General features: G+C 69.8%; 27 protein-coding genes. 10 read left to right on the forward strand and 17 right to left on the reverse strand.

All coding sequences use genetic code 11. The features are described 5' to 3' along the window. Positions 1 to 49 precede the first annotated feature (49 nt). Entirely contained in the window at positions 50 to 967 is a 918-nt protein-coding gene (locus tag AB0J16_RS51645) for a hypothetical protein (protein ID WP_358554113.1), read from the reverse strand. A 234-nt stretch (positions 968 to 1,201) separates the two neighbouring features. Here AB0J16_RS51645 and rfbC point away from each other — a divergent pair, with 234 nt between their 5' ends. Then, positions 1,202 to 1,810 (forward strand): dTDP-4-dehydrorhamnose 3,5-epimerase, encoded by a 609-nt coding sequence (gene rfbC, locus AB0J16_RS51650; protein ID WP_358554115.1) that lies wholly within the window; start codon positions 1,202 to 1,204, stop codon positions 1,808 to 1,810. On the opposite strand, the gene rfbD is transcribed toward rfbC, so the two are convergent. The 12 genes from rfbD to AB0J16_RS51710 form a co-directional block, all read right to left on the reverse strand. Beyond that, positions 1,730 to 2,626, reverse strand: coding sequence for a dTDP-4-dehydrorhamnose reductase (gene rfbD / locus AB0J16_RS51655; protein ID WP_358554118.1), 897 nt, complete (start codon positions 2,624 to 2,626; stop codon positions 1,730 to 1,732). The two genes, rfbC and rfbD, sit on opposite strands and share 81 nt — an antisense overlap. Further along, entirely contained in the window at positions 2,623 to 3,567 is a 945-nt protein-coding gene (locus AB0J16_RS51660; RefSeq protein ID WP_358554121.1) for an endonuclease/exonuclease/phosphatase family protein, read from the reverse strand. Before AB0J16_RS51660 ends, rfbD begins: the two co-directional genes overlap by 4 nt. Then, on the reverse strand, positions 3,564 to 4,490 hold the full coding sequence (rfbB, locus tag AB0J16_RS51665; protein ID WP_358554123.1) for a dTDP-glucose 4,6-dehydratase: 927 nt from the start codon (positions 4,488 to 4,490) through the stop codon (positions 3,564 to 3,566). The genes AB0J16_RS51660 and rfbB overlap by 4 nt, the downstream gene beginning before the upstream one ends. After that, entirely contained in the window at positions 4,487 to 5,554 is a 1,068-nt protein-coding gene (locus AB0J16_RS51670; protein WP_358554125.1) for a glucose-1-phosphate thymidylyltransferase, read from the reverse strand. The genes rfbB and AB0J16_RS51670 overlap by 4 nt, the downstream gene beginning before the upstream one ends. 2 nt (positions 5,555 to 5,556) lie before the next feature. After that, the gene (locus AB0J16_RS51675) at positions 5,557 to 7,011 is read right to left on the reverse strand and encodes a sugar transferase (protein ID WP_358554128.1); all 1,455 of its coding nucleotides are present in this window, start codon (positions 7,009 to 7,011) and stop codon (positions 5,557 to 5,559) included. Positions 7,012 to 7,282: 271 nt separating this feature from the next. Further along, a complete protein-coding gene (locus tag AB0J16_RS51680; RefSeq protein WP_225298795.1) occupies positions 7,283 to 7,633 on the reverse strand; it encodes a hypothetical protein in 351 nt (116 codons plus the stop codon). Positions 7,634 to 7,764: 131 nt separating this feature from the next. Then, positions 7,765 to 8,436, reverse strand: a complete 672-nt coding sequence (locus AB0J16_RS51685; RefSeq protein WP_358554131.1) for a GntR family transcriptional regulator — start codon at positions 8,434 to 8,436, stop codon at positions 7,765 to 7,767. After that, the gene (locus tag AB0J16_RS51690) at positions 8,433 to 9,458 is read right to left on the reverse strand and encodes an EamA family transporter (RefSeq protein WP_358554134.1); all 1,026 of its coding nucleotides are present in this window, start codon (positions 9,456 to 9,458) and stop codon (positions 8,433 to 8,435) included. The genes AB0J16_RS51685 and AB0J16_RS51690 overlap by 4 nt, the downstream gene beginning before the upstream one ends. A 19-nt stretch (positions 9,459 to 9,477) precedes the next feature. Next, a complete protein-coding gene (locus AB0J16_RS51695; protein ID WP_358554137.1) occupies positions 9,478 to 9,855 on the reverse strand; it encodes a hypothetical protein in 378 nt (125 codons plus the stop codon). Positions 9,856 to 9,989: 134 nt separating this feature from the next. Then, on the reverse strand, positions 9,990 to 10,472 hold the full coding sequence (locus tag AB0J16_RS51700) for a GNAT family protein (RefSeq protein WP_358554195.1): 483 nt from the start codon (positions 10,470 to 10,472) through the stop codon (positions 9,990 to 9,992). 50 nt (positions 10,473 to 10,522) lie between these two features. Further along, entirely contained in the window at positions 10,523 to 10,882 is a 360-nt protein-coding gene (locus tag AB0J16_RS51705; RefSeq protein ID WP_358554140.1) for an MmcQ/YjbR family DNA-binding protein, read from the reverse strand. Between the two features lie 56 nt (positions 10,883 to 10,938). After that, complete coding sequence (locus AB0J16_RS51710; protein ID WP_358554143.1) at positions 10,939 to 11,358, reverse strand: VOC family protein; 420 nt, start codon at positions 11,356 to 11,358, stop codon at positions 10,939 to 10,941. A 129-nt stretch (positions 11,359 to 11,487) separates the two neighbouring features. Between AB0J16_RS51710 and AB0J16_RS51715 the strand changes: the two genes are divergently transcribed. Beyond that, a complete protein-coding gene (locus tag AB0J16_RS51715; protein WP_358554146.1) occupies positions 11,488 to 12,303 on the forward strand; it encodes an SRPBCC family protein in 816 nt (271 codons plus the stop codon). Positions 12,304 to 12,345: 42 nt separating this feature from the next. Then, complete coding sequence (locus AB0J16_RS51720) at positions 12,346 to 12,924, forward strand: TetR/AcrR family transcriptional regulator (RefSeq protein ID WP_358554149.1); 579 nt, start codon at positions 12,346 to 12,348, stop codon at positions 12,922 to 12,924. A gap of 5 nt (positions 12,925 to 12,929) precedes the next feature. Here the strand turns inward: AB0J16_RS51720 and AB0J16_RS51725 are convergent, their stop codons facing one another. Beyond that, entirely contained in the window at positions 12,930 to 13,319 is a 390-nt protein-coding gene (locus tag AB0J16_RS51725; protein WP_358554152.1) for a nuclear transport factor 2 family protein, read from the reverse strand. A 163-nt stretch (positions 13,320 to 13,482) separates the two neighbouring features. Here AB0J16_RS51725 and AB0J16_RS51730 point away from each other — a divergent pair, with 163 nt between their 5' ends. Next, positions 13,483 to 13,863, forward strand: a complete 381-nt coding sequence (locus AB0J16_RS51730) for a cupredoxin domain-containing protein (RefSeq protein WP_358554155.1) — start codon at positions 13,483 to 13,485, stop codon at positions 13,861 to 13,863. 7 nt (positions 13,864 to 13,870) lie between these two features. On the opposite strand, the gene AB0J16_RS51735 is transcribed toward AB0J16_RS51730, so the two are convergent. Next, positions 13,871 to 14,440 (reverse strand): helix-turn-helix domain-containing protein, encoded by a 570-nt coding sequence (locus AB0J16_RS51735; RefSeq protein WP_358554158.1) that lies wholly within the window; start codon positions 14,438 to 14,440, stop codon positions 13,871 to 13,873. A 140-nt stretch (positions 14,441 to 14,580) separates the two neighbouring features. On the opposite strand from AB0J16_RS51735, the gene AB0J16_RS51740 reads away from it, so the two are divergent. The 3 genes from AB0J16_RS51740 (at position 14,581) to AB0J16_RS51750 (ending at position 19,211) form a co-directional block, all read left to right on the forward strand. Continuing rightward, positions 14,581 to 15,525, forward strand: a complete 945-nt coding sequence (locus AB0J16_RS51740; RefSeq protein ID WP_358554161.1) for an SDR family NAD(P)-dependent oxidoreductase — start codon at positions 14,581 to 14,583, stop codon at positions 15,523 to 15,525. Between the two features lie 116 nt (positions 15,526 to 15,641). Next, positions 15,642 to 17,771: a prolyl oligopeptidase family serine peptidase gene (locus AB0J16_RS51745; RefSeq protein WP_358554163.1), complete on the forward strand. Its 2,130-nt coding sequence runs from the start codon at positions 15,642 to 15,644 to the stop codon at positions 17,769 to 17,771. Between the two features lie 129 nt (positions 17,772 to 17,900). Beyond that, entirely contained in the window at positions 17,901 to 19,211 is a 1,311-nt protein-coding gene (locus AB0J16_RS51750) for a hypothetical protein (RefSeq protein ID WP_358554166.1), read from the forward strand. On the opposite strand, the gene AB0J16_RS51755 is transcribed toward AB0J16_RS51750, so the two are convergent. Further along, positions 19,187 to 20,617: a prolyl oligopeptidase family serine peptidase gene (locus tag AB0J16_RS51755; protein WP_358554169.1), complete on the reverse strand. Its 1,431-nt coding sequence runs from the start codon at positions 20,615 to 20,617 to the stop codon at positions 19,187 to 19,189. The genes AB0J16_RS51750 and AB0J16_RS51755 overlap by 25 nt on opposite strands. Positions 20,618 to 20,697: 80 nt before the next feature. Here AB0J16_RS51755 and AB0J16_RS51760 point away from each other — a divergent pair, with 80 nt between their 5' ends. From AB0J16_RS51760 to AB0J16_RS51770, 3 genes are all read left to right on the forward strand, one after another. After that, positions 20,698 to 21,264, forward strand: a complete 567-nt coding sequence (locus AB0J16_RS51760) for a helix-turn-helix domain-containing protein (RefSeq protein ID WP_358554172.1) — start codon at positions 20,698 to 20,700, stop codon at positions 21,262 to 21,264. Between the two features lie 171 nt (positions 21,265 to 21,435). Next, positions 21,436 to 22,575, forward strand: a complete 1,140-nt coding sequence (locus AB0J16_RS51765; RefSeq protein ID WP_358554175.1) for a histidine kinase — start codon at positions 21,436 to 21,438, stop codon at positions 22,573 to 22,575. Beyond that, a complete protein-coding gene (locus AB0J16_RS51770; RefSeq protein ID WP_358554178.1) occupies positions 22,572 to 23,228 on the forward strand; it encodes a response regulator transcription factor in 657 nt (218 codons plus the stop codon). The genes AB0J16_RS51765 and AB0J16_RS51770 overlap by 4 nt, the downstream gene beginning before the upstream one ends. On the opposite strand, the gene AB0J16_RS51775 is transcribed toward AB0J16_RS51770, so the two are convergent. Next, the gene (locus AB0J16_RS51775) at positions 23,218 to 23,835 is read right to left on the reverse strand and encodes a DUF2306 domain-containing protein (RefSeq protein WP_358554181.1); all 618 of its coding nucleotides are present in this window, start codon (positions 23,833 to 23,835) and stop codon (positions 23,218 to 23,220) included. The genes AB0J16_RS51770 and AB0J16_RS51775 overlap by 11 nt on opposite strands. Positions 23,836 to 24,180: the final 345 nt, after the last annotated feature.

Raw genomic sequence — 24,180 nt, forward strand, 5'->3', positions numbered from 1 at the left:
CTTCCGCGCTGTAACCAACGAGCCATGGTCCCCTCCCGATGTGTGAAATTCAGTCCGAACTACCGTTGGCTCGCTCCAGGTGAGCCACGGCCTCCTTCTCGTACTCCGCCGATAGCTCCTCCGGGATGCGTGCCAGGTCCCCGGCGCGCATGAAGTCGCGCAGAGTGGTGCCCAGGCACGCCGCGTCCACGTTGGGCGCGCCCTTGCGTGATCTGACGTCGTCGATGTGGACGGTGCGGAAGTCGATGCTGAAGCGCGTCACGCCCGAGGTGTTGCGTACGGTCGAGTGCAACTGGGCGCCCGAGAACAGGAGCACCCCGCCCGGCTCCATGACGAACCTGAGCTCGCCGGACAGGTCGAGATCCTCCTCCGGCTTCGGCTGCTCGCGCGTGTCGCTGTAGATGTGCTGGGCGGCCGACGGGCGCTCCGTCCTGACCCACGAGGCGTAGTCGTAGCGGCCGCTGCCGTTGCGCACGGCCTGGGTGAAGTACTCCGGGTGCAGGGCGAAGACGTTCTCCGGCACCACGTCGTAGACGGGGATCCACCAGTTGACCTGGTTGAACGGCGCCGAGTACCAGCAGTCGCGGTGGGCGTGGTAGGCGTAGGAGATGCCCGAGTCGAGGTAGCCATCGGAGGTCGAGGTCCGTAACCGCGGCACGTCGAAGTAGGTCTCGTCCGGCGCGAAGCCCAGCTCGTCCAGCAGGACCGCGATGAGCTCCTTGCACCTCGGATGATGGATGAAGCGCGGCTTGACGTCGGCCAGCAGCGCGGCGAACCGCTCGACCGGCATGCTGTGCTGGGCGGTGGTGGGATCGGCGCCGCCGAAGGTCTCGGCGACCAGTTCGCGGGCGAAGGACACGAGCTCGCGGGACGCGGGCGAGGCCGTGTAGACGAAGACATCGCCCTGGAAGATCCTCTCGCGTCGCGCCTCGTCGTTCATCGTGCTGCCGGTGAATACCGTGGTCATCTGGGCTTGCCCCTTACACGTGCATGGTGCGAGTCGAACCGATCTCCCCTCGTAGGTCTTGCGAGGCCGTGCGTGGGGCGGGATGGGTTGCTGGCTCCCGGAAACGTACTGATCGGGATGGTGATCCTGACCCCGCTCAGGACCACATGCCTCAATCAACTGGCATTTCGCGACTGCCATCTCACGCGTTACACGCTCTGGTGGGAACGTTCCTGCTATGTCAGGATCCGGCTCATGGATCCCCTCGGTTTCGACGGCGCCTGGTTGTTCAGCCCGCGTATCCACAAGGACGGTCGCGGGCAGTTCCTGGAGTGGTTCAGGAGCGACGAGCTCGACCGCCCGCTGGACCTCGCCCAGGCCAACTGCTCGGTCTCGGCCAGGGGCGTGCTGCGCGGCCTCCACTACGCGGACGTGCCGCCCGGCCAGGCCAAGTACGTCACCTGCGTCTCCGGCAGCGTCCTCGACGTCGCGGTGGACCTCAGAACCGGCTCGCCCACCTTCGGCCAGTGGGCGTCGGTGCAACTGGACGACGTCTCGCGGCAGGCGGTCTACCTGGCCGAAGGGCTCGGCCACGCGTTCTTCACGCTCAGCGAGTCGGCCACCGTGATCTACCTGTGCTCCACCTCGTACGCCCCGCGGCGCGAGCACGGCATCCATCCGCTGGACCCGGCCCTCGGCATCGACTGGCCGGAGGGCATCGAGCCGATCCTCTCGGACAAGGACGCCGCGGCACCCACGCTGGCGGAAGCGACCGAACAAGGTCTACTCCCCTCCTACGCCGACTGCCTGGCCCACTACGCGAGCGCCCCAGGCCCTCAGCAGGGCCGGCCAGGACGCGTGTAGGGCGATGGACCACTCCCGCATCGGCGGCAGCCCGGCGGCCTGCCAGTTCCCGTGCGCCAGCACGCTGTTGGCGGGGCGCGGGGCGGGCCGGCGCAGGGCCGTGCTCGGGATGGGTTCGACCCGGCCGGGATCGGCCCCGAGCAGGGAGAAGAGCTCTCTCGCGTAGTCGTACCAGCTCGTCCGCCCGGCGCTCGTCCCGTGGTAGACGCCGGGCGGGGCGTCCGCCCGGCCGAGCTGGACGATCCGCTCGGCCAGGTCACCGGTCCAGGTGGGCTGGCCGAACTGGTCGTCGACCACGGAGACGGTCGGCCGGGAGGCTTCCAGGCCGACCATCGTGCGGGCGAAGCTGCGGCCGTGGGCGCCGTAGAGCCAGGCCGTACGCACCACGTGGTGACCGTGCTCCAGAGCCGCGTGCTCGCCCGCGAGCTTGGTCCTGCCGTAGGCGTTGATGGGCCCCGTCGGGGCGTTCTCCCGATACGGCCCGTCCCCGGCGCCGTCGAAGACGTAGTCGGTGGAGAGCTGGATCAGCCGGGCGCCCAGATCGGCGGCGACCCGGGCGAGGACGGACACGGCCGTCCCGTTGATCGCCAGGGCCTCCTCCTCGCGCGTCTCGGCGTCGTCGACGGCCGTCCACGCGGCGCAGTTGACCACCACGTCGGGCCTGGCCGCGCGCAGCACCCAGGCGACGGCACCGGCGTCGCACAGGTCCAGCTCGGACCGGGTGAACGGGCGGACCCGCATCCCCGGCATGGTCCGCAGCAGCTCCGTCAGGTCGGTGCCGAGCATGCCGCCCGCACCCGTGATCACCCACCTCATGCGCGCCGCCTCAGCACCAGGTCGGTGACCGTGGCGCGATGGTCGGTCCGCGGGAGGGCGAGCGTCTCGAACGAGCGCACGACCACCCCCTCGGAGGCCAGCACGTGGTCGATGGCGACCTTGGGGACGAGGGCTGAGCGCCCGTAGTACGGCCAGGTCATGACAAGTCCCTTCCCGGTGACGGACGCGGCGTCCTGATAGCCGGTGGCGATCAGCTCCCTCAGCACCGCGTGGTCGAGCGTGGAGTTGAAGTCGCCGGCCAGGACGCGGGGCCGCTTGGCCACCGCCGGCGGCAGGACCCGGATGCTCTGCGCCCAGCATCCCGCCAGCCAGCCGCCGGCCGGCGCGCACGCGTGCACGCCGACGACGTCCACCTCCGAACCGTCGGGCAGCGTCAGCAGGCCGCCGACGTGCTGCCACTGGCCCGCCGCGAAGCCGAGTCCAGGACGCAGCGGGAAGCGCGAGTAGACGGCCGTGCCCAGCTGTTCCAGGTGGTACGGCAGCAGGGCGCGCAGGCCGCCCCGGTCGAGTCGCGCCGCGAGGTCCGGCGTGAGCTCCTGGAGGGTGAGCACGTCGGGACGGCTCCGCTCGACCGCGCCGATCAGGGCCTCGGCGGGCACCGAGCCCACGCGCAGGTTCGCGGTCATCACGCGCAGCGGCTGCCCCGCCGCCTCGGGGACGCCCTGCGGCACCGCGCGCGGCAGCACCACCGAGGCCAGCAGCCCGCCCACCACCAGCGCGGCGTACGTGGCGGGCCGGTTGCGCAGCGCCAGAGCCAGTGCCAGCGGCACCAGCGAACCCGCGGCGGCGTAGGGGGTGAACGACACGAGCTGGGACCACCTGAGCTTGGGCTCCCAACCCGCCACGCGGAGCACCGCCCAGCCGGCGAACGGCGACAGCAGTGCCCAGAGCGCGGAGGTGAGCAAGGTGTTCGGCTTCAAGCTCCCCACCACGCCGCGTTGCTCGCGTACCAGCTGACGGTGTCCTTGAGCCCTTGCTCGAACGGGATCTCCGGCCGGTAGCCGAGCGCGCGCAGCTTGGTGTCGTCGAGCGAGTAGCGGCGGTCGTGGCCCTTGCGGTCCTCGACGGGCTCGACCATGCTCCAGTCCCGGCCGCACGCCGCCAGCAGCCGCTCGGTCAGCTCCCTGTTGGTCAGCTCGGCGGTGCCCGCTATGTGGTAGACCTCGCCGGGCGCGCCCTTCTCGGCCACCAGGCGGATGCCCGCGCAGTGGTCGGCGACGTGGATCCAGTCGCGGACGTTCCCGCCGTCGCCATAGAGCGGGACCCGCTCGCCCCGCAGCAGGTTCGTGACGAACAGCGGGATGACCTTCTCCGGGTACTGCCTCGGGCCGTAGTTGTTGCCGCACCGGGTGATCGACACGTCGAGCCCGTACGTGATCGCGTACGCGCGGGCGACCAGGTCGCCGCCCGCCTTCGACGCGGCGTACGGGGAGCGCGGCAGGATCGGCGCGGACTCCTCCCATGAGCCGTGGTCGATGGAGCCGTAGACCTCGTCGGTCGACACGTGCACCACCTTCGGCACCCCGGCCTCCAGACACGCCTGCAGGAGCGTCTGGGTGCCGAGCACGTTGGTGCGTATGAACTCGGCCGGGCCGTCGATCGACCGGTCGACGTGCGACTCGGCGGCGAAGTTGACCACCAGGTCGTGGCCCGGCACCACCTCGCCGAGCAGCTCGGCGTCGCAGATGTCACCGTGGACGAAGGTGTGCGGCCTCCCTTCGAGGTTGGCCCGGTTGCCGGCATAGGTGAGCTTGTCGAGCACGGTCACGTCCGCGTCGGCCAGCCCGTGGACGAAGTGCGAGCCGATGAAGCCGGCCCCACCCGTCACCAGAATCCTTGTCATGAACTGATCTGCACCTTGCTGTGATCGCCCAGCACGAGGCGGTGGGCTTTGGGGGTGTCCGGAGCGGGGGTCACCTCGACGTCGTGGCCGATGAGCGACGACTCGATCCGGCCGACACCCTGGATGGAGGCTCGGGGCAGCACGATCGAGTATTCGATCTCGCTGCGGCCGATCGCGCAGTCGGCGCCGATCGAGGTGAACGGGCCGACATAGCTGTCCCGTACCCGCGCGCCGGGGCCGATGATCACCGGGCCCACGACGCGCGAGCGTTCGACCACGGCGCCCGGCTCCACCACGACCCGCCCGATCAGCTCGCTGGCCTGGTCGACCTGGCCGCTCACCCGCCGGTCGAGCGACTCCAGCACGAGCCGGTTCACCTCCAGCATGTCGGTGACGTTGCCGGTGTCCTTCCAGTAGCCGGAGATCACCGAGGACTCGACGCGCAGCCCCGACTCGATCAGCCACTGGATGGCGTCGGTGATCTCCAGCTCGCCGCGCCCCGACGGTTTGAGCTCGGCCACGGCGGCGTGGATGGCCGGGCTGAACAGGTAGACGCCGACCAGCGCGAGATCGCTCTTGGGCCGGTCGGGTTTCTCCTCCAGGCCGACCACCCGGCCGGCGGCGTCGAGCTCGGCGACCCCGAACTGGCGCGGATCGCCGACCCTGGTGAGCATGATCTGTGCGGCGGGCCGCTCCCTGGCGAACCGGTCCACCAGGCCGTTGATGCCGCCCACGATGAAGTTGTCGCCCAGGTACATGACGAAGTCGTCGTCACCGAGGAAGTCGCGGGCGATCAGCACGCCGTGGGCCAGGCCCAGCGGCGCCTCCTGGCGCAGATAGGTCACCTGCAGGCCGAACGCGGAGCCGTCGCCTACGGCCGCCTCGATCTCGGCATGCGTGTCGCCGACGACCAGTCCGAGCTCCCTGATCCCCGCCTCGGCGATCGCCTCCAAGCCGTAGAACAGCACCGGCTTGTTGGCGACGGGCACGAGTTGCTTGGCCGAGGTGTGGGTGATGGGCCGTAGCCGTGTGCCCGACCCTCCGGCCAGCACGAGTGCTTTCACCGCTAATAAGCCCCTTCTCCACGGGTGACGACGGACCAGGTCTTCCAGAGGATCTGGAGGTCGAGGATGAGGGACCAGTTCTCCACGTACCTCAGGTCGAGGCGTACGGACTCCTCCCAGCTCAGGTTCGAGCGGCCGCTGACCTGCCAGAGTCCCGTCATGCCCGGCTTGACGACCAGGCGGCGGCGGACGTCGCTGCCGTACTTGGCGACCTCCTCCGGGAGCGGCGGCCGGGGGCCGACGAGCGACATGTCGCCGCGCACCACATTCACCAGTTGGGGGAGCTCGTCGAGCGAGTATTTACGCAGGAAAGCGCCTACCGGCGTGATCCTTGGATCGTTCCTAATCTTGAAGAGCACCCCGTCCAATTCGTTGGCATCGAGGAGCGCGCCTCTGAGCTTCTCGGCGCCCTCCACCATGGTCCGAAATTTCAGGACACGGAACTCTTTGCCGCGTTTGCCGACCCGGGTCTGGGTGAACAGCGCGGGGCCCGGGCTGGTGAGGCGGATCAGCAGCACGATCGCCAGCAGCGGCACGGCCATGAGCAGCAACGCGGCTCCCGCTACGAGCCGGTCGAAGATGGTCTTGACGATCTGCCTGGCGCCGTCGAACTCGGGATGCTCCACGTGCAGGAGCGGCATCCCCGCCACCGGCCTGATGCTGATCCGCGGGCCGGCGACATCCATGAGCGCGGGCGCGACGAACAGGTCAGTACGCGCGGTCTCCAGGCTCCACGCCAGCCTTCGCAGCGCCGACCCGTCGAACTCCGGGCAGGCCGTGACGGCGACCGCGTCGGCCCCCATCCGGTACACCACCTCGGCGACGTCACCGAACGAGCCCAGCACCGGGATACCGTCGAGGTCGACGTCCATCCGGCCCGGTGGCAGGCAGGCGCCTATGACCCGCATGCCGTGGTACGGCTGACGGCGGAACTGCATGACCAGGTCGAGGATGGATTCGCGATGGCCGACGGCGATGACCTCGCGCATGTAGTCGCCGACCACTCTCCGGCTGTGCAGCCGTTTTCGCATCCTGTAGCGGAAGTACAACGTGGACAGAAGCGCCAGCGGCAGCATCGCCATGACGAAGCTGCGCGCGACGACGGTCTGCGTGGCGTAGGCGCCGATCGCGACCGCGGCCATCAACCCGACGCCGCCGTTGAAGACGGCCCTGAACTCCTCAGTGCCCTCGCCGTGCGCGCGCTGCCGGTACGCGCCACCCATCGCCAACGCGAAGGGCCAGGCGATGATCAGGCCGATTCCTAGTACGAACTCGGCCAACGGAACGTACGCGCCGGACAAGAGGCGGATGCCCAGCACGCAGACGCACGCGACCAGCGCGCACGCCGTGTCGCCACCCCACAGAAGCCGTAAGTACGCACGCGTCCAGATACTTGACGCGTGACGTGGTACGGCCTCGAGGAGTACGACATCGGACTCCTCAGTCCCCACCCTCATAGCACCACCCTGAAAACTTTTGTGCACCGCAAGAACATGACGTTCCTTGAACCTCATGGGTTGACAAGTCCCCCATGCACAATCAAGGGCGGCGGCCCCCACTAAAGAGTAAAGATCCACTCCGACAAGCGATATACCGTTAAATGTCCACAACCGGACGGAACTCGGGGCGGAGAAGGGGTTGACGGAACGATCCAAAAGTGCAGATCGACACGTCGGCAAATGTGCGGTTTATGGCAACATTTCAGCAGGTTGCCGGAATATGACGCGGCTAGTCATATTCCAGATCCGGCAGTGCGGATGGCGGATCGGGGCTCCGCCAGACGACCACGACTCCGTCATGTGCCGACTCGGCGGCGATGTGCAGCCGGTCGAGGTCGAAGTCGGGCAGATAGCGCAGACGCGCCAGAAACGTGGCGTCGGTGGCCGACCTGGGTACCACGCAGCCTTCGCCGTCGCGGTCGAGCAGGATATAGAGGACGTCCTCTCCTGACTCGGTCACCACACGGACCTCGACCACGTCCTCCCAGGCAAGGGCTTCGACGCTCCCGTCCGCATAGTGACGGGTCACGCCCTCTTCCGTGACGTACACGTAGGAGTCCGGCATCGGGTTGCCGTGCATGGCCGCGATTCTTGCGACTTCTGGGGTCCCGCCGCAAGAGTTCGCGATATTGGGTGCGGATCTCCATCGCTAGATCGACCCGGCAGAGGGCCAGCAGCGACTCAGTAGAGGCTCGGAAGCGGCCGGTCTCGTTACGGAAGGTCGGTCTCGTTATGGGGGTCGGTCTCGACTCGGGGGGATGCGTCGCCGCCCCACGTGTGGCTGAGGTGGGCGACCACCGCGGCCCGCGCCGCATCGGCCGGGCCGTCGGCGATGGCGTCAAGCAGCTCTCGATGCTCGTGTACAAGCACGTCCCTGTCCTCGTAGACCTCACGCAGCCGGACCAGGCCGAGCCGGGTCTCCGCGGCCAGCGCGCCGTAGAGCCGTTCGAGCCGCGGGCTGCCCACGGCCTCGATCAGCGCCTGGTGCAGCGCCATGTGCTCGGCCACCGACTCCGACCACGGCGCGTCGGCGGGCAGCGCGTCCATCCGAACCAGCGCCGCCTCCGCCTCCGGCACCCGCCGCCCCGCCACCGCCGTGGCCATCAGGCCCTCCAGCGGCCGGCGTACGTACATGAGATCGTCGAGGTCCGCGATCGTCACCTCGGGGACATAGGCACTGCGATTGCGCTCACGTCTGAGCAGCCCTTCGTGCACCAGCACAGCCAGGGCCTCCCGGACCGTGGGCCTGGCCACCCCGTAGGTGGCGGCGAGCTCCTGCTCGGGCAGCGCCGTACCCGGCTCGATCTCGCCGGAGAGCACCCTGCGGCGCAGCGCGTCGGCGAGCGCGCCGACCGCGGAGACGGGTCTGAGCGGCAACGTCACGGCTGCGACTCTAACGCCTCATCGGGACACACCGTTCCCCCCGCGACCGCCCGCGCCTCCTCAGCCGCCGGCCTCTCCGCGAGCGGCCTTTCGGATGGCCGCTTTTCTGGTACGGCCACGACCACCAGACTGATCGCCAGAAGAACGAGCCCGGCGATGGACACCGGGGTCAGCCGTTCGCCGAGCACCACCAGCCCGAGCAGCGCGGCGACCGCCGGCTCGGCCAGGGCGAGTGTGGCGGCCGTGGCCACCGGTGTGGTGCGCAGTCCTCGGCCGTACAGGAAGTAAGACAGAGCGGTGGCGCCGACGCCGAGGTACAGGGCGGCGAGCAGCCCGCGCGGCTCGGCCAGCCACTCGGTGCCCCGCCAGAGCAGGACCGGCACCATGATGACGGCGGCGCCGCCGAACATCACCCCCATGACCGCGTTCGACGAGGCGCCGGTGCTGATCGCCCGAGCGGCGGTGACGGCGTAGAACGCGTACAGCAGCCCGCCGAGCAGCGCGAACAGCACCCCGGACACCATCTGCCCGCCCGCCTGCGCGCCACCGCCCACGATCAGGGCGGCGCACCCGCAGACCGCGGCGGCGGTGGCCATGGCCCACCGCCGGCTCGGCCGCTCACCGTGCAGCAACCAGGAGAGCACCCCGGTGAAGACGGGCCCGCTGCCGATCGCGACGACTGTGCCGATGGCCACGCCGGTGCGGGCGACCGCGGCGAAGAAGCACAACTGGTACACGGCGACGGCAACGGCGGCGGCCAGCAACCCGGGAGTCACCGGCAACCTGAGGGCCAGAGGCAGCCTGGGAGTGACCGGCTGCCTGGGCGTGACCAACGGGCCCCGCCCAACTCCCGCTCCAGCTCCAGCTCCGGCGAACAGGCCGACCAGGGCGAGCGCTGTGCCGCCGATGACCAGCCGGGCGGCGGCCAAGGCGATCGAGTCGGCCGAGACGAGCAGCCCCGCCGTACCGGCCGTCCCCCAGAGCACGGAAGCACCGATGACGGCGAAAGGTCCGTTCTTCATGTCTATAATTGTCAGACAGTCAGACAATATTGTCCAACTGCTGGTCGATGAGCTGCCCGGCCGGGGCGGCCAGCTCGCCCGCATAGTCGTCGAGCACGGCGAGCCCGTCGTGGATGCTGGACGTGGTCTTGCGCGGCAGCCCCAGCAGTACGTCACCCTCGACGGAGATCACCCCGTCGACGTGGAACTCGCCGTCGACGGCGGAGATGGAGACGGCGAAGCTGAGCTCACGGCCGTCGGGGAGGGTGAACGCGGTCCCGGTCCGTACGCCGGCGGGCGGAAAGAAATAGGAGAAGGGCTGGCTCCGGACGAACGGGTGGTGTAATTCGGCGAGAATCTCCGCCGCCCGGCTCAGTGCCGCCAGCAGGCCGGCCGCGGCCGAGCTCTCGCTGTCCACCCCCCGAGCCTAGATCAGCTCGCCCACCCATGACCAGGCGCGAGCTATTCGGCACTCTCCGTCCCACAGTCCCAGCCCTCCGCGGTGGTGGGCGATGGCGGGTCAGTCGGCGATGGAAGGCAGTCGGTGGCAGGTCAGTCGGTGGCGAGGCGGGCGTGGCGTTCGACATCGTAGCGGCGGCCGTCATAGCGGAGCTTCTGGCGTTCGATGCCCTCAGGACGGAAGCCCGCCTTGGTGGCCACTCGGCACGAGGCCGGGTTGTTGATGCGGTGGCCCAGCTCCAGCCGATAGAGGCCGCGCTCGCGGAAGGCCCAGCGGGTCAGCTCGACCACGGCCGCCGCCGCGACACCCCTGCCCCTGGCCTCGGGCACCGTCCAGTAGGAGACCCAGCCGTTGTCGTGGCCGTCGATGCCCGTCACCGCGACGTTGCCCACGACCTGGCCGGAGAGCGTGACAGCGAACGCGTGGCCCGCGCCGGGCCAGGACGCGATCCAGCCCACCGCGTCCTGGAGTGAGACGATCGGCCACGACGCCTGACCGGCCATGTCCGGCGCCTGGAACGCGCGCAGCACGGTAGGAGCGTCGTCCGCGCACCACTCGCGCAGCTCGATGTCCATATCTGTCACGGTGCCTGATCCTAACCGCGACTTCCAACTGGTTTTACGCCCTATTGCCCGATTTTATGAGCAGCCTCGAAGGGGGCGACCAGTTCCTTGGGCGCCGTCAAGCACCACGCCTCGGCGACCAGCTCGAACAGCTCGTCAGCGTCGATCCGCTTCAGGTGCACCACCACCCACCCGAACCGGCCGGCGGTGAACTGGATCTCGAACACCTCGGGCCGTTCGGCGACGAGCGCCATCTGCTCCTCGATCGTCGCCTTGAGCCCAACGGTCTCGGTCTCCTCCCACAGATAACCGAAGCCCTTGTCACGCACCTTGAGGCTGACCCAGGTGCCACCGTGATCGCCCAGGCGCGCCTCGGGCAACCGGTCCAGCAGCTTGAGGAACTCGTCGACGCTCACACCCATGCCGTCTTGTGTAGCAAATCGTGCCGACAGTTTGCGCCCGGCCGCGTCCTTGAGCCTCAGTCGTAGTAGCGGGCTTCGATCACGTTCCCGTCGAGGTCGGAGAAGTAGATCACGCCCGGCGCGATGCCCTTGGCACCGAACGAGTTGGAGCCGGTGCCGGTGACCTCCACGCCGTTGCGGGTCAGCCTGGCTTCGAGCGCGTCGAAGTCGTCGCGGGCGAGCGCCAGGCAGAAGTGGTTGATTGGATGACCGGCGCTGCCGCTGACGCCGGTGCCCTCGTCGACGCGCTTCGCCGCGTTCTGGGGCATCAGGTCGATGATCGTGTCACCGGAGACCCGTACGCTGGGGAACGGCGCCTTGCCGTCCCTGAACTCCTCGGCACGTACCCCGGGCAGGCCGATGACCTGCTCGTAGAAGTCGAGCGCGCGAAGCTGGTCCGAGACCCAGCAGACGAGATGGTCCAGACGCACGTCCATACAGACCTCCGGTGTGGGGGATGTTGACCCCGTCCAATATGAGTTGCCCGCTATATCGCTGTCCACTTGTCGGTTTGTGAGGGAGCCGTTCGTCGTTGGGGTGAAACGACGAGCAGAAGGAGTCATCTGGTGAAATATCTGCTGCTGATCTGCGCGGATCCGTCCATCGAGGTGAGCGCGGAAGAGGGCGGGGCCGCAGAGTGGGTCGAGGAGATGGACCGGCGCCGTGTCCGGCTGGAAGGGCACGCGCTGCGGCCCGCTTCGGAAGGGCGGTCCGTACGCGTCCGCGATGGGCGCGTACTGGTCGGCGACGGGCCGTTCGTGGAGACGAAGGAGCAGGTCGGCGGCTTCGACATCCTCGAGTGCGCGAGCCTGGAGGAGGCGGTGGAAGTCGCGGCCAAGCATCCGGCGGCCAGGTTCGGAACCGTGGAGGTGCGGGCGTTCCAGGCCGATTACGCCGTGACGGGAGCCACCACGGAAGTCGTGGTCCGGGTCGACAACTCGCCCGAGGAGATGTGGGAACTGATCACGGACGTCTCGCGCATCGGCGAGTGGAGCCCGGAGTGTACGGGCGCGACCTGGCTCGACGATGGAGACGGCCCTGCGATCGGGAGAAGGTTCGAGGGACGCAACCGGTTCCCCAACGGCCAGACCACTTCCGTGACCTGCGAGGTCACGGAAGTGGAACCCGGCAGGCGGTTCGCCTGGGCGGCGCTCGACGGCGAGGGATGGCGGGCCTCGTTGTGGAGCTACGACCTGACCCCCGACTCCGGACAAACCATCATCAAGCACACGTTCGTCCACGCGTACGGGAACACCGGGCTGCGTCAGGCCATACTCAACAATCCCGGTGACGCGAGCGCCATCCTCGAGGAGCGGCTGGCCCGGCTACGGGCGAACATGACCAAGACCATCAGGGCGATGACCAAGACAGAAGGCGATTAACTCCCCAGAAACCCTTCAGTCTGTCCCTATACGCTCGACGGCATGGGACGACCGCCTCGCCATGACGTTGACCGATTGCTCGACGCGGCCGCCGAGTTGGTGGCCGCGAGCGGCCCGAGCACCGTGACCGTGGCGGCGGTCGCCCGTGCCGCCCGCGCGCCGAGCGGCTCGATCTACCACCGCTTCCCCAGCCGCTCCTCCATGCTCGCCACTCTGTGGCTGCGCACGGTCGACCGCTTCCAGATCGGCTTCCTGTCCGCGCTCAACACCGAGCCCGCCGCGCGGGCCGCCCCCGCCGCCGCGCGCCACGTGGTCGCCTGGAGCCGGGCGCATCCGCACGAAGCTCACATCCTGCTGTACGGCCCGGCGGACTTCGACGAACCCAACTGGCCGTCGGAGGCCCGCGAACGCCTGGAACGCAGCGACCGCCGGGTCCGCAACGCCGTCCGCGCCCTGGCCGAACGGCTGGACAGGCGCGAGCCGCAGGAGGTCGAGCAGCTGTTCCTGGCCACGGTCGACCTGCCGTACGCCACGGTCCGCCGCCACCAGAGCTCGGGCCGCCCGATTCCCGCCTACGCGGAGGACCTCGTCACCAGCTGCGCCGCCACACTTGTGGGGTAGCCGGATCAGCCCTTGATCGCGGTGCCCTGGGCGGAGGTGAGGCGCCAGGAACCATGGGAGTCGGCGGTGTACACGTGGGTGTAACGGCTCCCGGCACTGAACGTGGCACCTTCGGGGCTGGTGAAGTTCATGCCGGTACGTCCCACGACGATGCCCACCTCCCCATGAAAACGGACGATCGCCTCGTCGGGAAACGAGTCGATCCGCGGAAACCGGAGGGACCCGGACGCCACCAGGTCGAGGATGACCTGCTTGGTGGCGACCGCCCCATCTTCGACCCCCACCAGGAGGAAGTCGTCCGCCAGCAACTCCGTCAGCCGGTCGAGGTCGTTGGCCACCAAGGCGTCGAAGAAGCTCTGGTCGTACTTGAGAAGAGTGTCGCGGTCCTTGCTCATGCCGGGGCGTCCGTTCGTCGGTGGTCGGGGATCGACGATAAACGTTGACGCTGGTGACAAGGTCAAATGATGGCGGCAAGCCCGCGGGTCTGGCGTTACGCGGGTCCGGGCATACGGAGACTGCCATGGCTGACATCGATGCCGCGATGAAGGGTTGGCGATCATGTCCGCTGCGATTCGTTCCAGAAGTGCGCCCCGTCTGGTGATCGGGCTCGTGGCCGCCGCGCTGACGCTGACAACGGTCGGCGCGGGTACGACTGCGGCTCGCGATACGTCTGTCACCGTGACCGAGCGGGAGTTCTCTCTCACGCTCTCGACGACCGACTTCAAGGCAGGGGCCTACACCTTCACGATCCACAATGCGGGGACAGCTTCGCATGGCCTGTCGATCAAGGGGCCCGGGGTCGACTCGACCTCCAGCATCGTCCCAGCTGGAAAGACGACGAAGCTCTCCGTCACGCTGAAGAAGGGGATGTACGACCTGTGGTGCCCGGTGGACAATCACCGCGCGATGGGGATGATGACGAAGATCAACGTGAAATAGCGAGCCGCTAGCGGCGGTAGCGCAGGCCGTCCATCAGCAGGTCGAGCAGGCGGCCCGTCCGGTCGCGCTGCTCGTCCTCGCCGACGACCAGCGCCACGCCGCCCAGGCTGGCGAGCACGTCGTCCGGTTCGACGTCCGAACGCACGGTCCCCGCGGCGGCCCCGGCGGCCAGCAGCGACCCGATCGCGCCGACCATCCGGTCGCGGCTCTCCGCGAACGGGTTGCCGCCGGAGGCGATGACCGCGCGCAGCGCGTCGGCCATGCCGCGCTTGGTCGTCATGTAGTCGACGAAGCGATCCATCCAGGCGCGGGTCGCCTGGTCGGGCGGCATCGTGCGCAGCAGGCTCGCCGCGGCCTCGCACAGCCGGGTGAGCTCGTTGCGGTACGCGGCCTCGACGAGCGCCTCGCGGGTGGGGAAATGCCGGTAAAGCGTACCGATGCCCACGCCCGCGTCCTTGGCGATCGCGTCGAGCGTCACCTCGGGGCCCTCGTGGGAGAAGGCGCGCACGGCGGCGTCGAGCAGCCGATCGCGGTTGCGGCGCGCGTCGGCGCGCAGCGGTCGGGATCCGGCCTGCACGGTGACTCCTGTGGATTTCGGGGGCGAGATTTGCCAAACGGAGGAGACTCCGAATACAGTCGGAGTTAATTGGAGGCTCCTCCGTTTCACATCTTACCGTTTGGGGCTCTCCTACCGCATCCCTGACAGGACTGGGAATCATGACTGCGAACACCCGCATCACCACCCCGTTCACCGCCCAATCCACCGCGGCCGAGGTGCTGGAAGGCGTCGATCTCAGCGGCCGGCGGGCCATCGTCACCGGCGGGGCGTCCGGCATCGGCGTCGAGACCGCCCGCGCGCTCGCCGCGGCGGGCGCGGAGGTGACCCTCGCCGTGCGCGACCTCGACGCGGGCGCCGCGACCGCCGCGGACATCGTCGCGACCACCGGCAACAAGCAGATCTTCGTCGCCCCGCTGGACCTCGCCGACCGCGGCACGGTCACGTCGTTCGTGACCGCCTGGGAAGGCCCGCTGCACATGCTGGTCAACAACGCCGGCGTGATGGCCTGCCCCGAGGCGCACACGCCGGACGGCTGGGAGCTCCAGTTCGCCACGAACCATCTCGGCCACTTCGCCCTGGCCACCGGCCTGCACGCCGCGCTCGCGGCGGCCGGCGGCGCCCGGGTGGTCTCGGTCAGCTCCACCGCGCACCTGCGCTCCCCGGTCGTCTTCGAGGACATCAACTTCCGTGAGCGCGCCTATGAGCCGTGGTCGGCGTACGGGCAGTCCAAGACGGCGAACGTGCTGTTCGCGGTGGAGGCGGCGCGGCGCTGGGCGGACGACGGGATCACCGTCAACGCGCTGATGCCGGGCGGCATCCGTACGAACCTCCAGCGGTACGTCTCCGACGAGGAGCTCGACCGGCTGCGCGCCGCCGCCGCTTCCTCCGGCGAGGACTTCAGGTGGAAGACGACCGAGCAGGGGGCGGCCACGTCGGTGCTCGCCGCCGCGTCGCCGCTGCTCGACGGCGTCACCGGCCGCTACTTCGAGGACTGCAACGAGGCGTTGCCGAACGACACGCACTCGGCCCGCCACGGAGTCGCCTCCTACGCCCTCGACCCGGCGGCCGCGGCGCGTCTGTGGGAGCTCTCCGTCAACGCCTGACCTGGAGCCCGCCTGCTAAAGTACCCACTGGATCGATCGATCCCCGGCGCCGGCGAGTCTCCCCCGCGCAATTCACTCCCCCACTGTTCCTGGTAGTCCGGTGCAGAGTCTCTTTTATGGATACCAAGGGATTTCCACGTCAATTCGCCCGCACCCAGCGGTTCTCGCTCGGGGTGCCCCGGGCCTTCACTCTGTCGCCCGATGGCCGCCGGGTCGTGTTCCTCCGGACTCGCGGGGGTGAGGATCGGGGCAGCTGTCTGTGGGTCGTCGACGAGATGGGTGAGCGACTGGTCGTGGCGCCGGAGACGCTCGGGGCGGACGGGGCCGTTCCAGAGGCGGAGCGGATTCGGCGGGAGCGGGCTCGGGAGCGGGCGACCGGGGTCGTCGCCTATGCGGCCGATGCCGCCGTACGTACCATCGCCTTCGCCGTTGACGGACAGTTGTGGGCGGTGCACATCGAAGGCGGCGAGGCACGGCCCGTGCCCACCGCCGGGCCGGTGGTCGATCCCCGGCCCGACCCCACCGGGAGCCGGGTCGCCTACGTGACCGGTGGCGCGCTGCACGTCGTAGAGCTGGCCGACGGGCGTGACCGGCGGCTGGCCGTACCCGAGGACCCGGAGGTGGTCTGGGGGCTGGCCGAGCATGTGGCGGCCGAATCCATGGACCGGACGCGCGGCTACTGGTGGTCGCCCGACGGCACCCGGCTGCTGGCCGCCAGGGTCGACAACCGTCCCGTACAACGCTGGTGGATCGCCGATCCCGCCAACCCGTCCCGGCCGCCCCACGAGATCGCCTACCCGGCGGCCGGGACGGCCAACGCCGAGGTCACGCTACACGTGCTCGACCTCGACGGCGGCTGCGTGGAGGTGCGTTGGGATCGGGCCGCGTACGAGTACGTGGCCACCGCCGGCTGGGACACGCACGGCCCGCTGATCGGCGTGCAGAGCCGGGACCAGCGCACGCTGCGGGTGCTGGCCGCCGATCCGGACACGGGCCGGACGAAGCCGCTCCACGAGCAGCGCGACGCCGCCTGGGTCCAGCTCATCGCGGGCACGCCCGCACGTACGGCGTCCGGTGCGCTGGTGCACACCGCCGACCTGGACGGGACCCGGCGGCTGCTCGTGGACGGCCGTCCGGTCACCCCCGACGGGCTGCAGATCCGCTCGGTCGTGGACGTCTCCGGCGAATCTGTGCTCTTCACCGCGAATGACGAGCCGACCGAGCAGCACCTGTGGACGTATGACGCGGAGCGCGGACCCGTACGGCTGAGCGACGGGCCAGGACTGCACACCGGCCAGCGGGCGAGCGGCGCGCCGGCCGGTGTGCGGGCGGGCGGCGCCCTGGCCGGTGTTCAGACGGGTGGCGCGCTGCTGCTCGCCTCGCACACCGAGGCCGGTCACTCCTTCCGTGTGGTGCGTGACGGGCGGCCCGACGTGGAGATCGCCTCGCTCCAGGCCGAGCCGCTGATCGTCCCGCGCGTCACGTGGTCGCGGGCGGGTGAGCGGGAGATCCGTACCGCGTTGCTGCTGCCCTCCTGGCACCGGCCGGGCTCCGGTCCGCTGCCGGTGCTGATGGCGCCGTACGCGGGACCGGCGATGCAGTTGGTGACCCGGGCCCGGCACTGGTGGCTGGCCGAGTCGCAGTGGTTCGCCGAGCACGGGTTCGCGGTGGTGACGGCGGACGGCCGTGGCACTCCGGGACGCGGCCCCGCCTGGGACAAGACCGTCCATGGCGACACGCTCACCGCGCCGCTCGAAGACCAGGTCGTGGCGCTGCGGGCGGCCGCCGAGCACTGCCCCGACCTCGACCTGGGCCGGGTGGGCATCCGCGGCTGGAGCTACGGCGGCACGCTCGCGGCGGCGGCGGTGCTGCGCATGCCGGAGGTGTTCCACGCCGCCGTCTCGGGGGCGGCGCCGAGCGACCAGCGGCTGTACGACACCCACTGGCGGGAGCGGTTCCTGGGCCACCCGGACGAGGAACCGGAGAACTACGAGCACTCCTCGCCCATCGGCGACGCGGCCCGGCTGCGCCGCCCGTTGCTGCTGGTGCACGGCCTGGCGGACGACAACGTGGTGGCCGCGCACACCCTGCGGATGTCGGCGGCGCTGCTGGCGGCGGGCCGCCCGCACCAGGTGCTCCCGCTGTCAGGGGCCACGCACATGCCGACCGCCGAGGCGGCTGTGGAGGGGTTGCTGCGGCACCAGCTGGAGTTCCTGCGTACGGCGTTGAACGTCTCTTCCGCCTGACCGCGCGACCTGCGGCCGGGTCCGAAGCCCGGCCGCGGGCCGCCACCAGCGGCCTGACAGCGGGACAACAGCGACCTACCAGCGGGCGCCGCCATGGTCAGAGGACAACCTCCTCCGAAGGGACAACTCATGACATCGACCGACAGCATCCGGATGGGCGTGGCCCGCGGCATCCAGTACGGCCTGGTCGCCAAGCCCGACACGTTCGCCCCGCAGGCCCGCGACCTCGGCGCCGGGCTGCTGCGTATGTTCTTCTACTGGTCGCAGCTCGAACCCGAGCCGGGCCAGTACGACTGGAGCGCGGTGGACGCGGTCCTGGACCAGTTCGACGACGACACCGAGCTGTGGTTCATGATCTGCGCGGCCTCACCCTGGGGCTCGACCAGGTCGACCGACCTGCTCCCCGGCTCACCGCCCACCGACCCCGCCGCGTACGAGGCGATGCTGCGCGCCCTGGTAACGCACTGCGCCGGCCGCGTGCGCTACTGGCAGTGCGAGAACGAGCCGTGCATCCCGCTGTTCTGGGGCGGCACCGCCACCGAGTACCTCGACCTGCTGGCCCTGTTCCACCGGGCGGTCAAGAGCGCCGACCCACGGGCCGACGTCGTGCTCGGCGGCTGCCCGCCCGGCGTCTTCCCCGCCCCCGAGACCCCCGACGAGGAGCGGGACTTCTTCCTGCGGCTCGTCGCCGAGGGCGCTTACGACGTCTTCGACATCCACCTGTACGGCGACCCGTACCTGATTCCCGACACCATCGACGACATCCGCACCGTGATGCGCTCGTCCGGCCCCGAGAAGCCCATCCTGGCCGGGGAGTACAACGGCCCGCTCCTCTTCCAGTATCCGGAGGTGATGGAGCACCTGGCCGACGTCATGAACTCCGGCGCCATGACCCCTTGGCACACCTTCACCACTGCGGACTTCAGGGCGGGCCGGGCATCCGCCGCACCCGCCCGGGAGGCGATGGAGCGGCTGTACGCGCGGATGAGCGAGCTGCCGCCAACTCTGCAGATGTTCATGACGGGCTGCCCACCGGAGCTGGAGGCCGAGCGGCATCGGATCAACGCGCGCGACCTGGTGGTCCGCAACCTCCTGGCGATGTCCTGCGGCGTGCGGCGCACGGTCTGCTGGCAACTCGGCCCCGACGCGGACGCGCCCATGGCCCATCTCGAGATGCTGCAGTTGGTGTTCTCGAAGTTGATGCTGCTGGAGTCCGACGGCGAGACACTCGGTGCCCGTCATCCGAGCGCCGACGCCTTCGCCGAGCTGGCCGCGCGCCTCGACGGCGCCGAGAGCGTCCGGCGGGTCGACGTGCCGGACGCCTATCTGTTCGAGGTGACCCGGCCCGGCCGCCCATCGCTTTACGCGACCTGGGTACGCGGCGCGGAACAGGACATCGAATGGCGAACCGCCCCTCACGGAAGCAGCAGCCCCCAGTAGAGGGCCCACGGGAGGAACACCGCCCCACCGGCGAGCAGGAGCCCGAGCCGTACCCTCTCTCCTCGCTGCACAGTGGCGCGGACCCGGCGCCAGGCCAGCGCCGTACGGACGGTGGCGACCACGCAGGCCACCGCGAGGAGCTGCAACACCAGCCAGATCACCGGATGACCCGCGACCATGGGCCCGGGAGCGGCCAGCTTGCCACCGGTCATGACCACGTAGAACAGGTAGGCGAACGCCCCGAGCACCACCCCGAACCCGCCCGCGCTCACCAGCCGGGCGGCCCTGGACACCGGCGCCTGGGAAGCGCGGCGAAGCCGCCGCGCCAGCGCGACCACCGGGTAGGCCCCGAACCCGACCAGGAACACCAGCAAGGCCACGACCTGCATAAAGGCCGACTCCCACCAGGCCGGAGGATCCATCGGAATGGTCAGCGACGCCTGCGTGGGGGCCGGTCCATTCGTCTGAGCCGTGGGCGGCTTGCCGCCGGTCACGTCCTTCACCCAGGAGCCGACCAGATCGGCGTAGCCGGGGGCGAGCTCCTTCAGCCGGGTGACGCCGCCGTCAGGGGTCTGGTGTGCGGCATGATCGGCGTCGGGGAAGAACTGGAAGGTGTAGTGCCGATTCCCGCCCGCTTCGAGCGCCCCGGCGAACACCGGCGGGGTCTCCTTGGGCGGGGTCAGCAGGTCGTTCGTGCCCCAGATGCCGAGGACGGGCTGGCGCACCTTGGCGATGGTCGGCGCGGGATCGTAGTAGGGCTCGGGGAACATGCCGCCGTCGGCGATCGCCGTGTACAGCTTGGGCTCGGCCCGCTCGACGAGCGACCCCGACACCCCCGCCTTCCGCAGCCCGGCCGCCACCGCCCAGGTCTGCTGCCGCAACGGTGCCAGCCCGTTGGCGCCCACGAGCACGATGAAGGCGACCTCCTTCGAGCGAGAGGCCGCGATCGGCACCACCCAGCCGCCCTCGCTGAGCCCCCACAACCCGACCTTCGCCGGATCCACGCCCGGCCGCGCACGCAGCGCGGCCACGGCGCCGAGCGCGTCGTCGGCCAGCTGCGAGTAGGACCGGGTGAAGAGCGAGTAGCCCACTGATCGCTTGTCGTAGATCAGCACGGACAGCCCCCGGCGGGCGAACTCGACCGCCTCACCCAGAAGCTGCTTACGGGGCGTTCCGGTGCCGGCGCCGTGCACCAGCACGATCCCCGGCCGGTCGGCCTTCGCCCCAGCCGGGGTCAGCACCGTGCCGTGCAGGTCGAGCCCGCCGCTACCCCGGAAGCTCACCTCGGCCGCGCTCAGATCAGGGGGTACGACGAGCGGTGATGGTTCGGCCACCGCGACAGCCGGCGGGACGAGCAGACACAGGGCCATGGCCGCTGCCGCCGCTCCAGCAAGAATCCGTCTCATATGCCGAAGCTACTCTGCAGAGACATCTCGGCAAAGGCTTCTCTGCAGATATCGTTCGGCAGGAGGATAGGCTGCTCCTCATGAAGGATGACGAGGCGTTCACGCTCGACGACCCGGCGAGGCTCAAGGCCCTCGCCCATCCGATGCGCCGGCTCATGCTGCGCCACCTCAACGTGCACGGCCCCGCGACCTCGACCACCCTCGGCGAACTCCTCGACGCCAAGACCGGCACGACCAGCTACCACCTGCGCCAGCTGGAGAAGTACGGCTTCATCGAGGAGATCCCCGAACGCTCGACCGGCAGGGAGCGCTGGTGGCGCCGCGCCCCCGAAGCCCCGAGAGACATGCGCGCGCCCACCCCGGACCAACTCGCCCCCGAGGACCGCCCGGTGCTGGCCGAATTCCACCGGATCGGCATGGACGAGGACCGCGTGCTCTTCGAGCGCTTCCCCGCCGCCTACCACCGCGACCCGGACTGGGCGAAGGCATCACGCGGCCTGGGCCGAATGACGAAGCAGGAGTTCGCCGAGTTCTACGAGGAGTACATCGCCCTGCTCCTGAGGTACAGCCACCGCGCCGAGGACGCACCCCCGGACGCCCGCCCCCTGTACATCCGCCTCTTCGCCCTCCCCGCAGACGAGGATTGACCAAGCCCTCGCCAAGACAACTCACCTGCGCGCACGACGCTCACCGGGCGGGAAACGCCCTGCCCCACCCGCTGTAGCCGAGGGCCGCGCCGGTCTTGGGGCGTCTCGCGACATGTGCTTGTCGTACCTGGGGCTGATCCGGAGTGGCACCGGCTCTCGTACCATGACCCTGTGCGCGGTCTCATTCGTTCGGTGTGGGACGAGCCCCGTCCTCCCAACCCCGCGCCGCGGGGGTGGCGGGACTGGGCGCTGGTGGGGGTGTTGGTGGCGGTCGCGGTGCTCGAAGGAGCGTTGCGGCCGGATCTTCCGTGGCGGGCCCTCTCGGTGATCGTCACTGTCGGGCTGGCGACGACGTTGTTGTGGCGTCGCAGCAGACCGCTGCTGATGATCGTGATCGCCTTCGGTGCCATGACCCCGGTCCCCTTGCTGACGGGCGGCTACTCGCCAGAGACGTACACCATGGCGTTTCTGCTGTTGCTGGCCTACTCCTTGTTCCGGTGGGGATCCGGACGCGATGCGGTGATCGGGTCGACGATCATCCTGGTCAAGATCTGCTTCTCGATGGTCTCCGACTACCCCGGTCCCAGCGATGCCGTCGGCGGGGTCACCGTGGTGTTCCTGGTGGGCGCCCTGGGCGTGGCCTTCCGCTACCGGGCCAAGGCCAGGATGCGCGAGCTCGACCAGGTCAAGTTGCTCGAACGCGAACAGCTGGCCCGCGACCTGCACGACACCATCGCTCATCACGTCTCGGCGATGGCCATCCGCGCGCAGGCCGGTCTGGCCACCTCGGCGTCGCGACCGAGCGCCGCGACCGAGGCGCTGCAGGTGATCGAGGCGGAGGCGGCGCGCGCCTTGGCCGAGATGAGCGCCATGGTCCGCGTCTTACGCCGCGACCAGCCGGCCGGCCTGGCGCCCGGGCGGCGGGTCACCGATCTCCAACAGCTCGCCGGCCCAGGCGGCTCCGGTCCCTCCGTTGACGTGGAGATCTCGGGCGACGTCGACGACCTGCCCCCCTCGGTCGGTGCCGCGATCTACCGCCTGGCCCAGGAGTCGGTCACCAACGCCCGGCGCCACGCGCGTCACGCCACCCGCGTCCAGGTCCGCCTGACCGCCGACGACACCTCGGTGCACCTGCGCGTCAGCGACGACGGCGACGGCAGCCTCATCCGCCCGGCCGCGTCGCCGGGTTACGGACTCATCGGCATGATCGAACGCGCCGACCTGCTCGGCGGCACCTGCGTGGCCGGCCCGAACCCCGATCGAGGCTGGAGCGTGACCGCCGTACTCCCTCGAAACGGATCGGCCCCATGAGCATCCGCGTGATCGTCGCCGACGACCAGGAGATCGTCCGCACCGGCCTCATGATGATCCTCGACGCCCAGCCGGGCATCGAGGTCATCGGCCAGGCCGCCGACGGGCGGCGAGCCGTCGAGCTCGCCCGGCGCCTACGCCCCGACGTGTGCCTGTTCGACATCCGCATGCCCGTCCTTGACGGCATCGAAGCCACCCGGTCCCTGGCCGGGCCGACCGTCGAGGACCCTCTGGCCGTCGTCGTCATCACCACGTTCGACCTGGACGAGTACGTCTACGCCGCCCTGAGAGCCGGCGCCCGGGGTTTTCTGCTCAAGAACGCCGGCGCCGAGCTGCTCTCCCAGGCCGTCCACGCCGCCGCCAACGGCGACGCGCTCATCGCCCCGAGCATCACCGCACGACTGCTCGGCGCCTTCACCCGCGCCGGACCGACCGCACCACCGGTCCACCCCATCGAGGCGCTCACCGAGCGAGAAGAACAGATCCTGACCACCGTGGCACGTGGCCGAACCAACAGCGAGATCGCCGATCAGCTGCACATTTCCCTCAGCACCGTCAAATCCCACATCGCTAGCCTGATGGCCAAACTCGGCGCCCGCAATCGCGTCGAGATCGCCATGTGGGCGTATGAGACCAACCGCATCAAGAACTAACTCGGCGTGCATTGGCCGGTCGCCTACGGATGATCCATTCAGCCACGGCGACGTTGATCACCCACCCAGCGCCCATGAGCAGCCCTCTGGGCAGCTCGCCAGGTGTGCCGAAGAACAGGAACCACGGCAGGTGGGTCAGCGCCTGCGTCCCCGCACCCAGTGCGATCGCATACCCGCGCATCATCCAGGCGCGGTGCCGGGCGAAGTCCCGCCGCCGGATCGCGGCGAGGCCAAGGCCGAGGGACAGCAACATGGCCGTGCCGAACACCAGCCGGAAGCCGGTGACGAGACCACCATCCCCCGCAGGGCGGGGATAGAACAGGGTCATCCACAGACCCGTCAGCGCTACGACGAATCCACATGGCACCAGCACCCGCCCGGCGACGCGATGCCACCCCGGCCTCCGGCGGCGGAACCCGGAGGCGAACTGAAACGCCCCCAGAAGGCTGTACACAGTGACGCTGATGATGTGCAGCACCACGGGCAGGGGCATCGCGAAGAACCGAGCGTTCTCCGGCGTGATCGCCGCACCGCCGGTCAACTGGGTCAGGCGGAAGGCTCCGGCCGCCACGGGAATGGCGCTGAGCAAGATCAGCGCGGTGGGCACGAGCCATCCTGCCCGCGTGGACGGGGTTGTAGCGCGAGTCCCTGCTCTGCGCCGATCATCCGTCGGCCGGCCGCCTTGAGGGGATTGCCGGAAAGGGGGGCGTACCGTCGTGATCTCGTCGCTCATAACCCCGATTGTGCGGACTGAGGCGGTGGCGGCTCATCGATAGAACGGCCCGTTCTGAGCTGGCCGATCGTCCGGAAATCAGGCGTACTTTCGGCTGATTGGCGGGCCCGGGGTGGGGGGGGGGGGGGGGGCCCCCGCCCCCCCCCCCCCCCCCCCCCCCCCGCCCGCGGCCCCCGGCCCCCAATGGAAAAGCGAGGGAGGGGGGGGGGCGGAGTGTGG

It is taken from the genome of Nonomuraea sp. NPDC049750 (genome assembly GCF_040659625.1).
Classification (GTDB): domain Bacteria; phylum Actinomycetota; class Actinomycetes; order Streptosporangiales; family Streptosporangiaceae; genus Nonomuraea.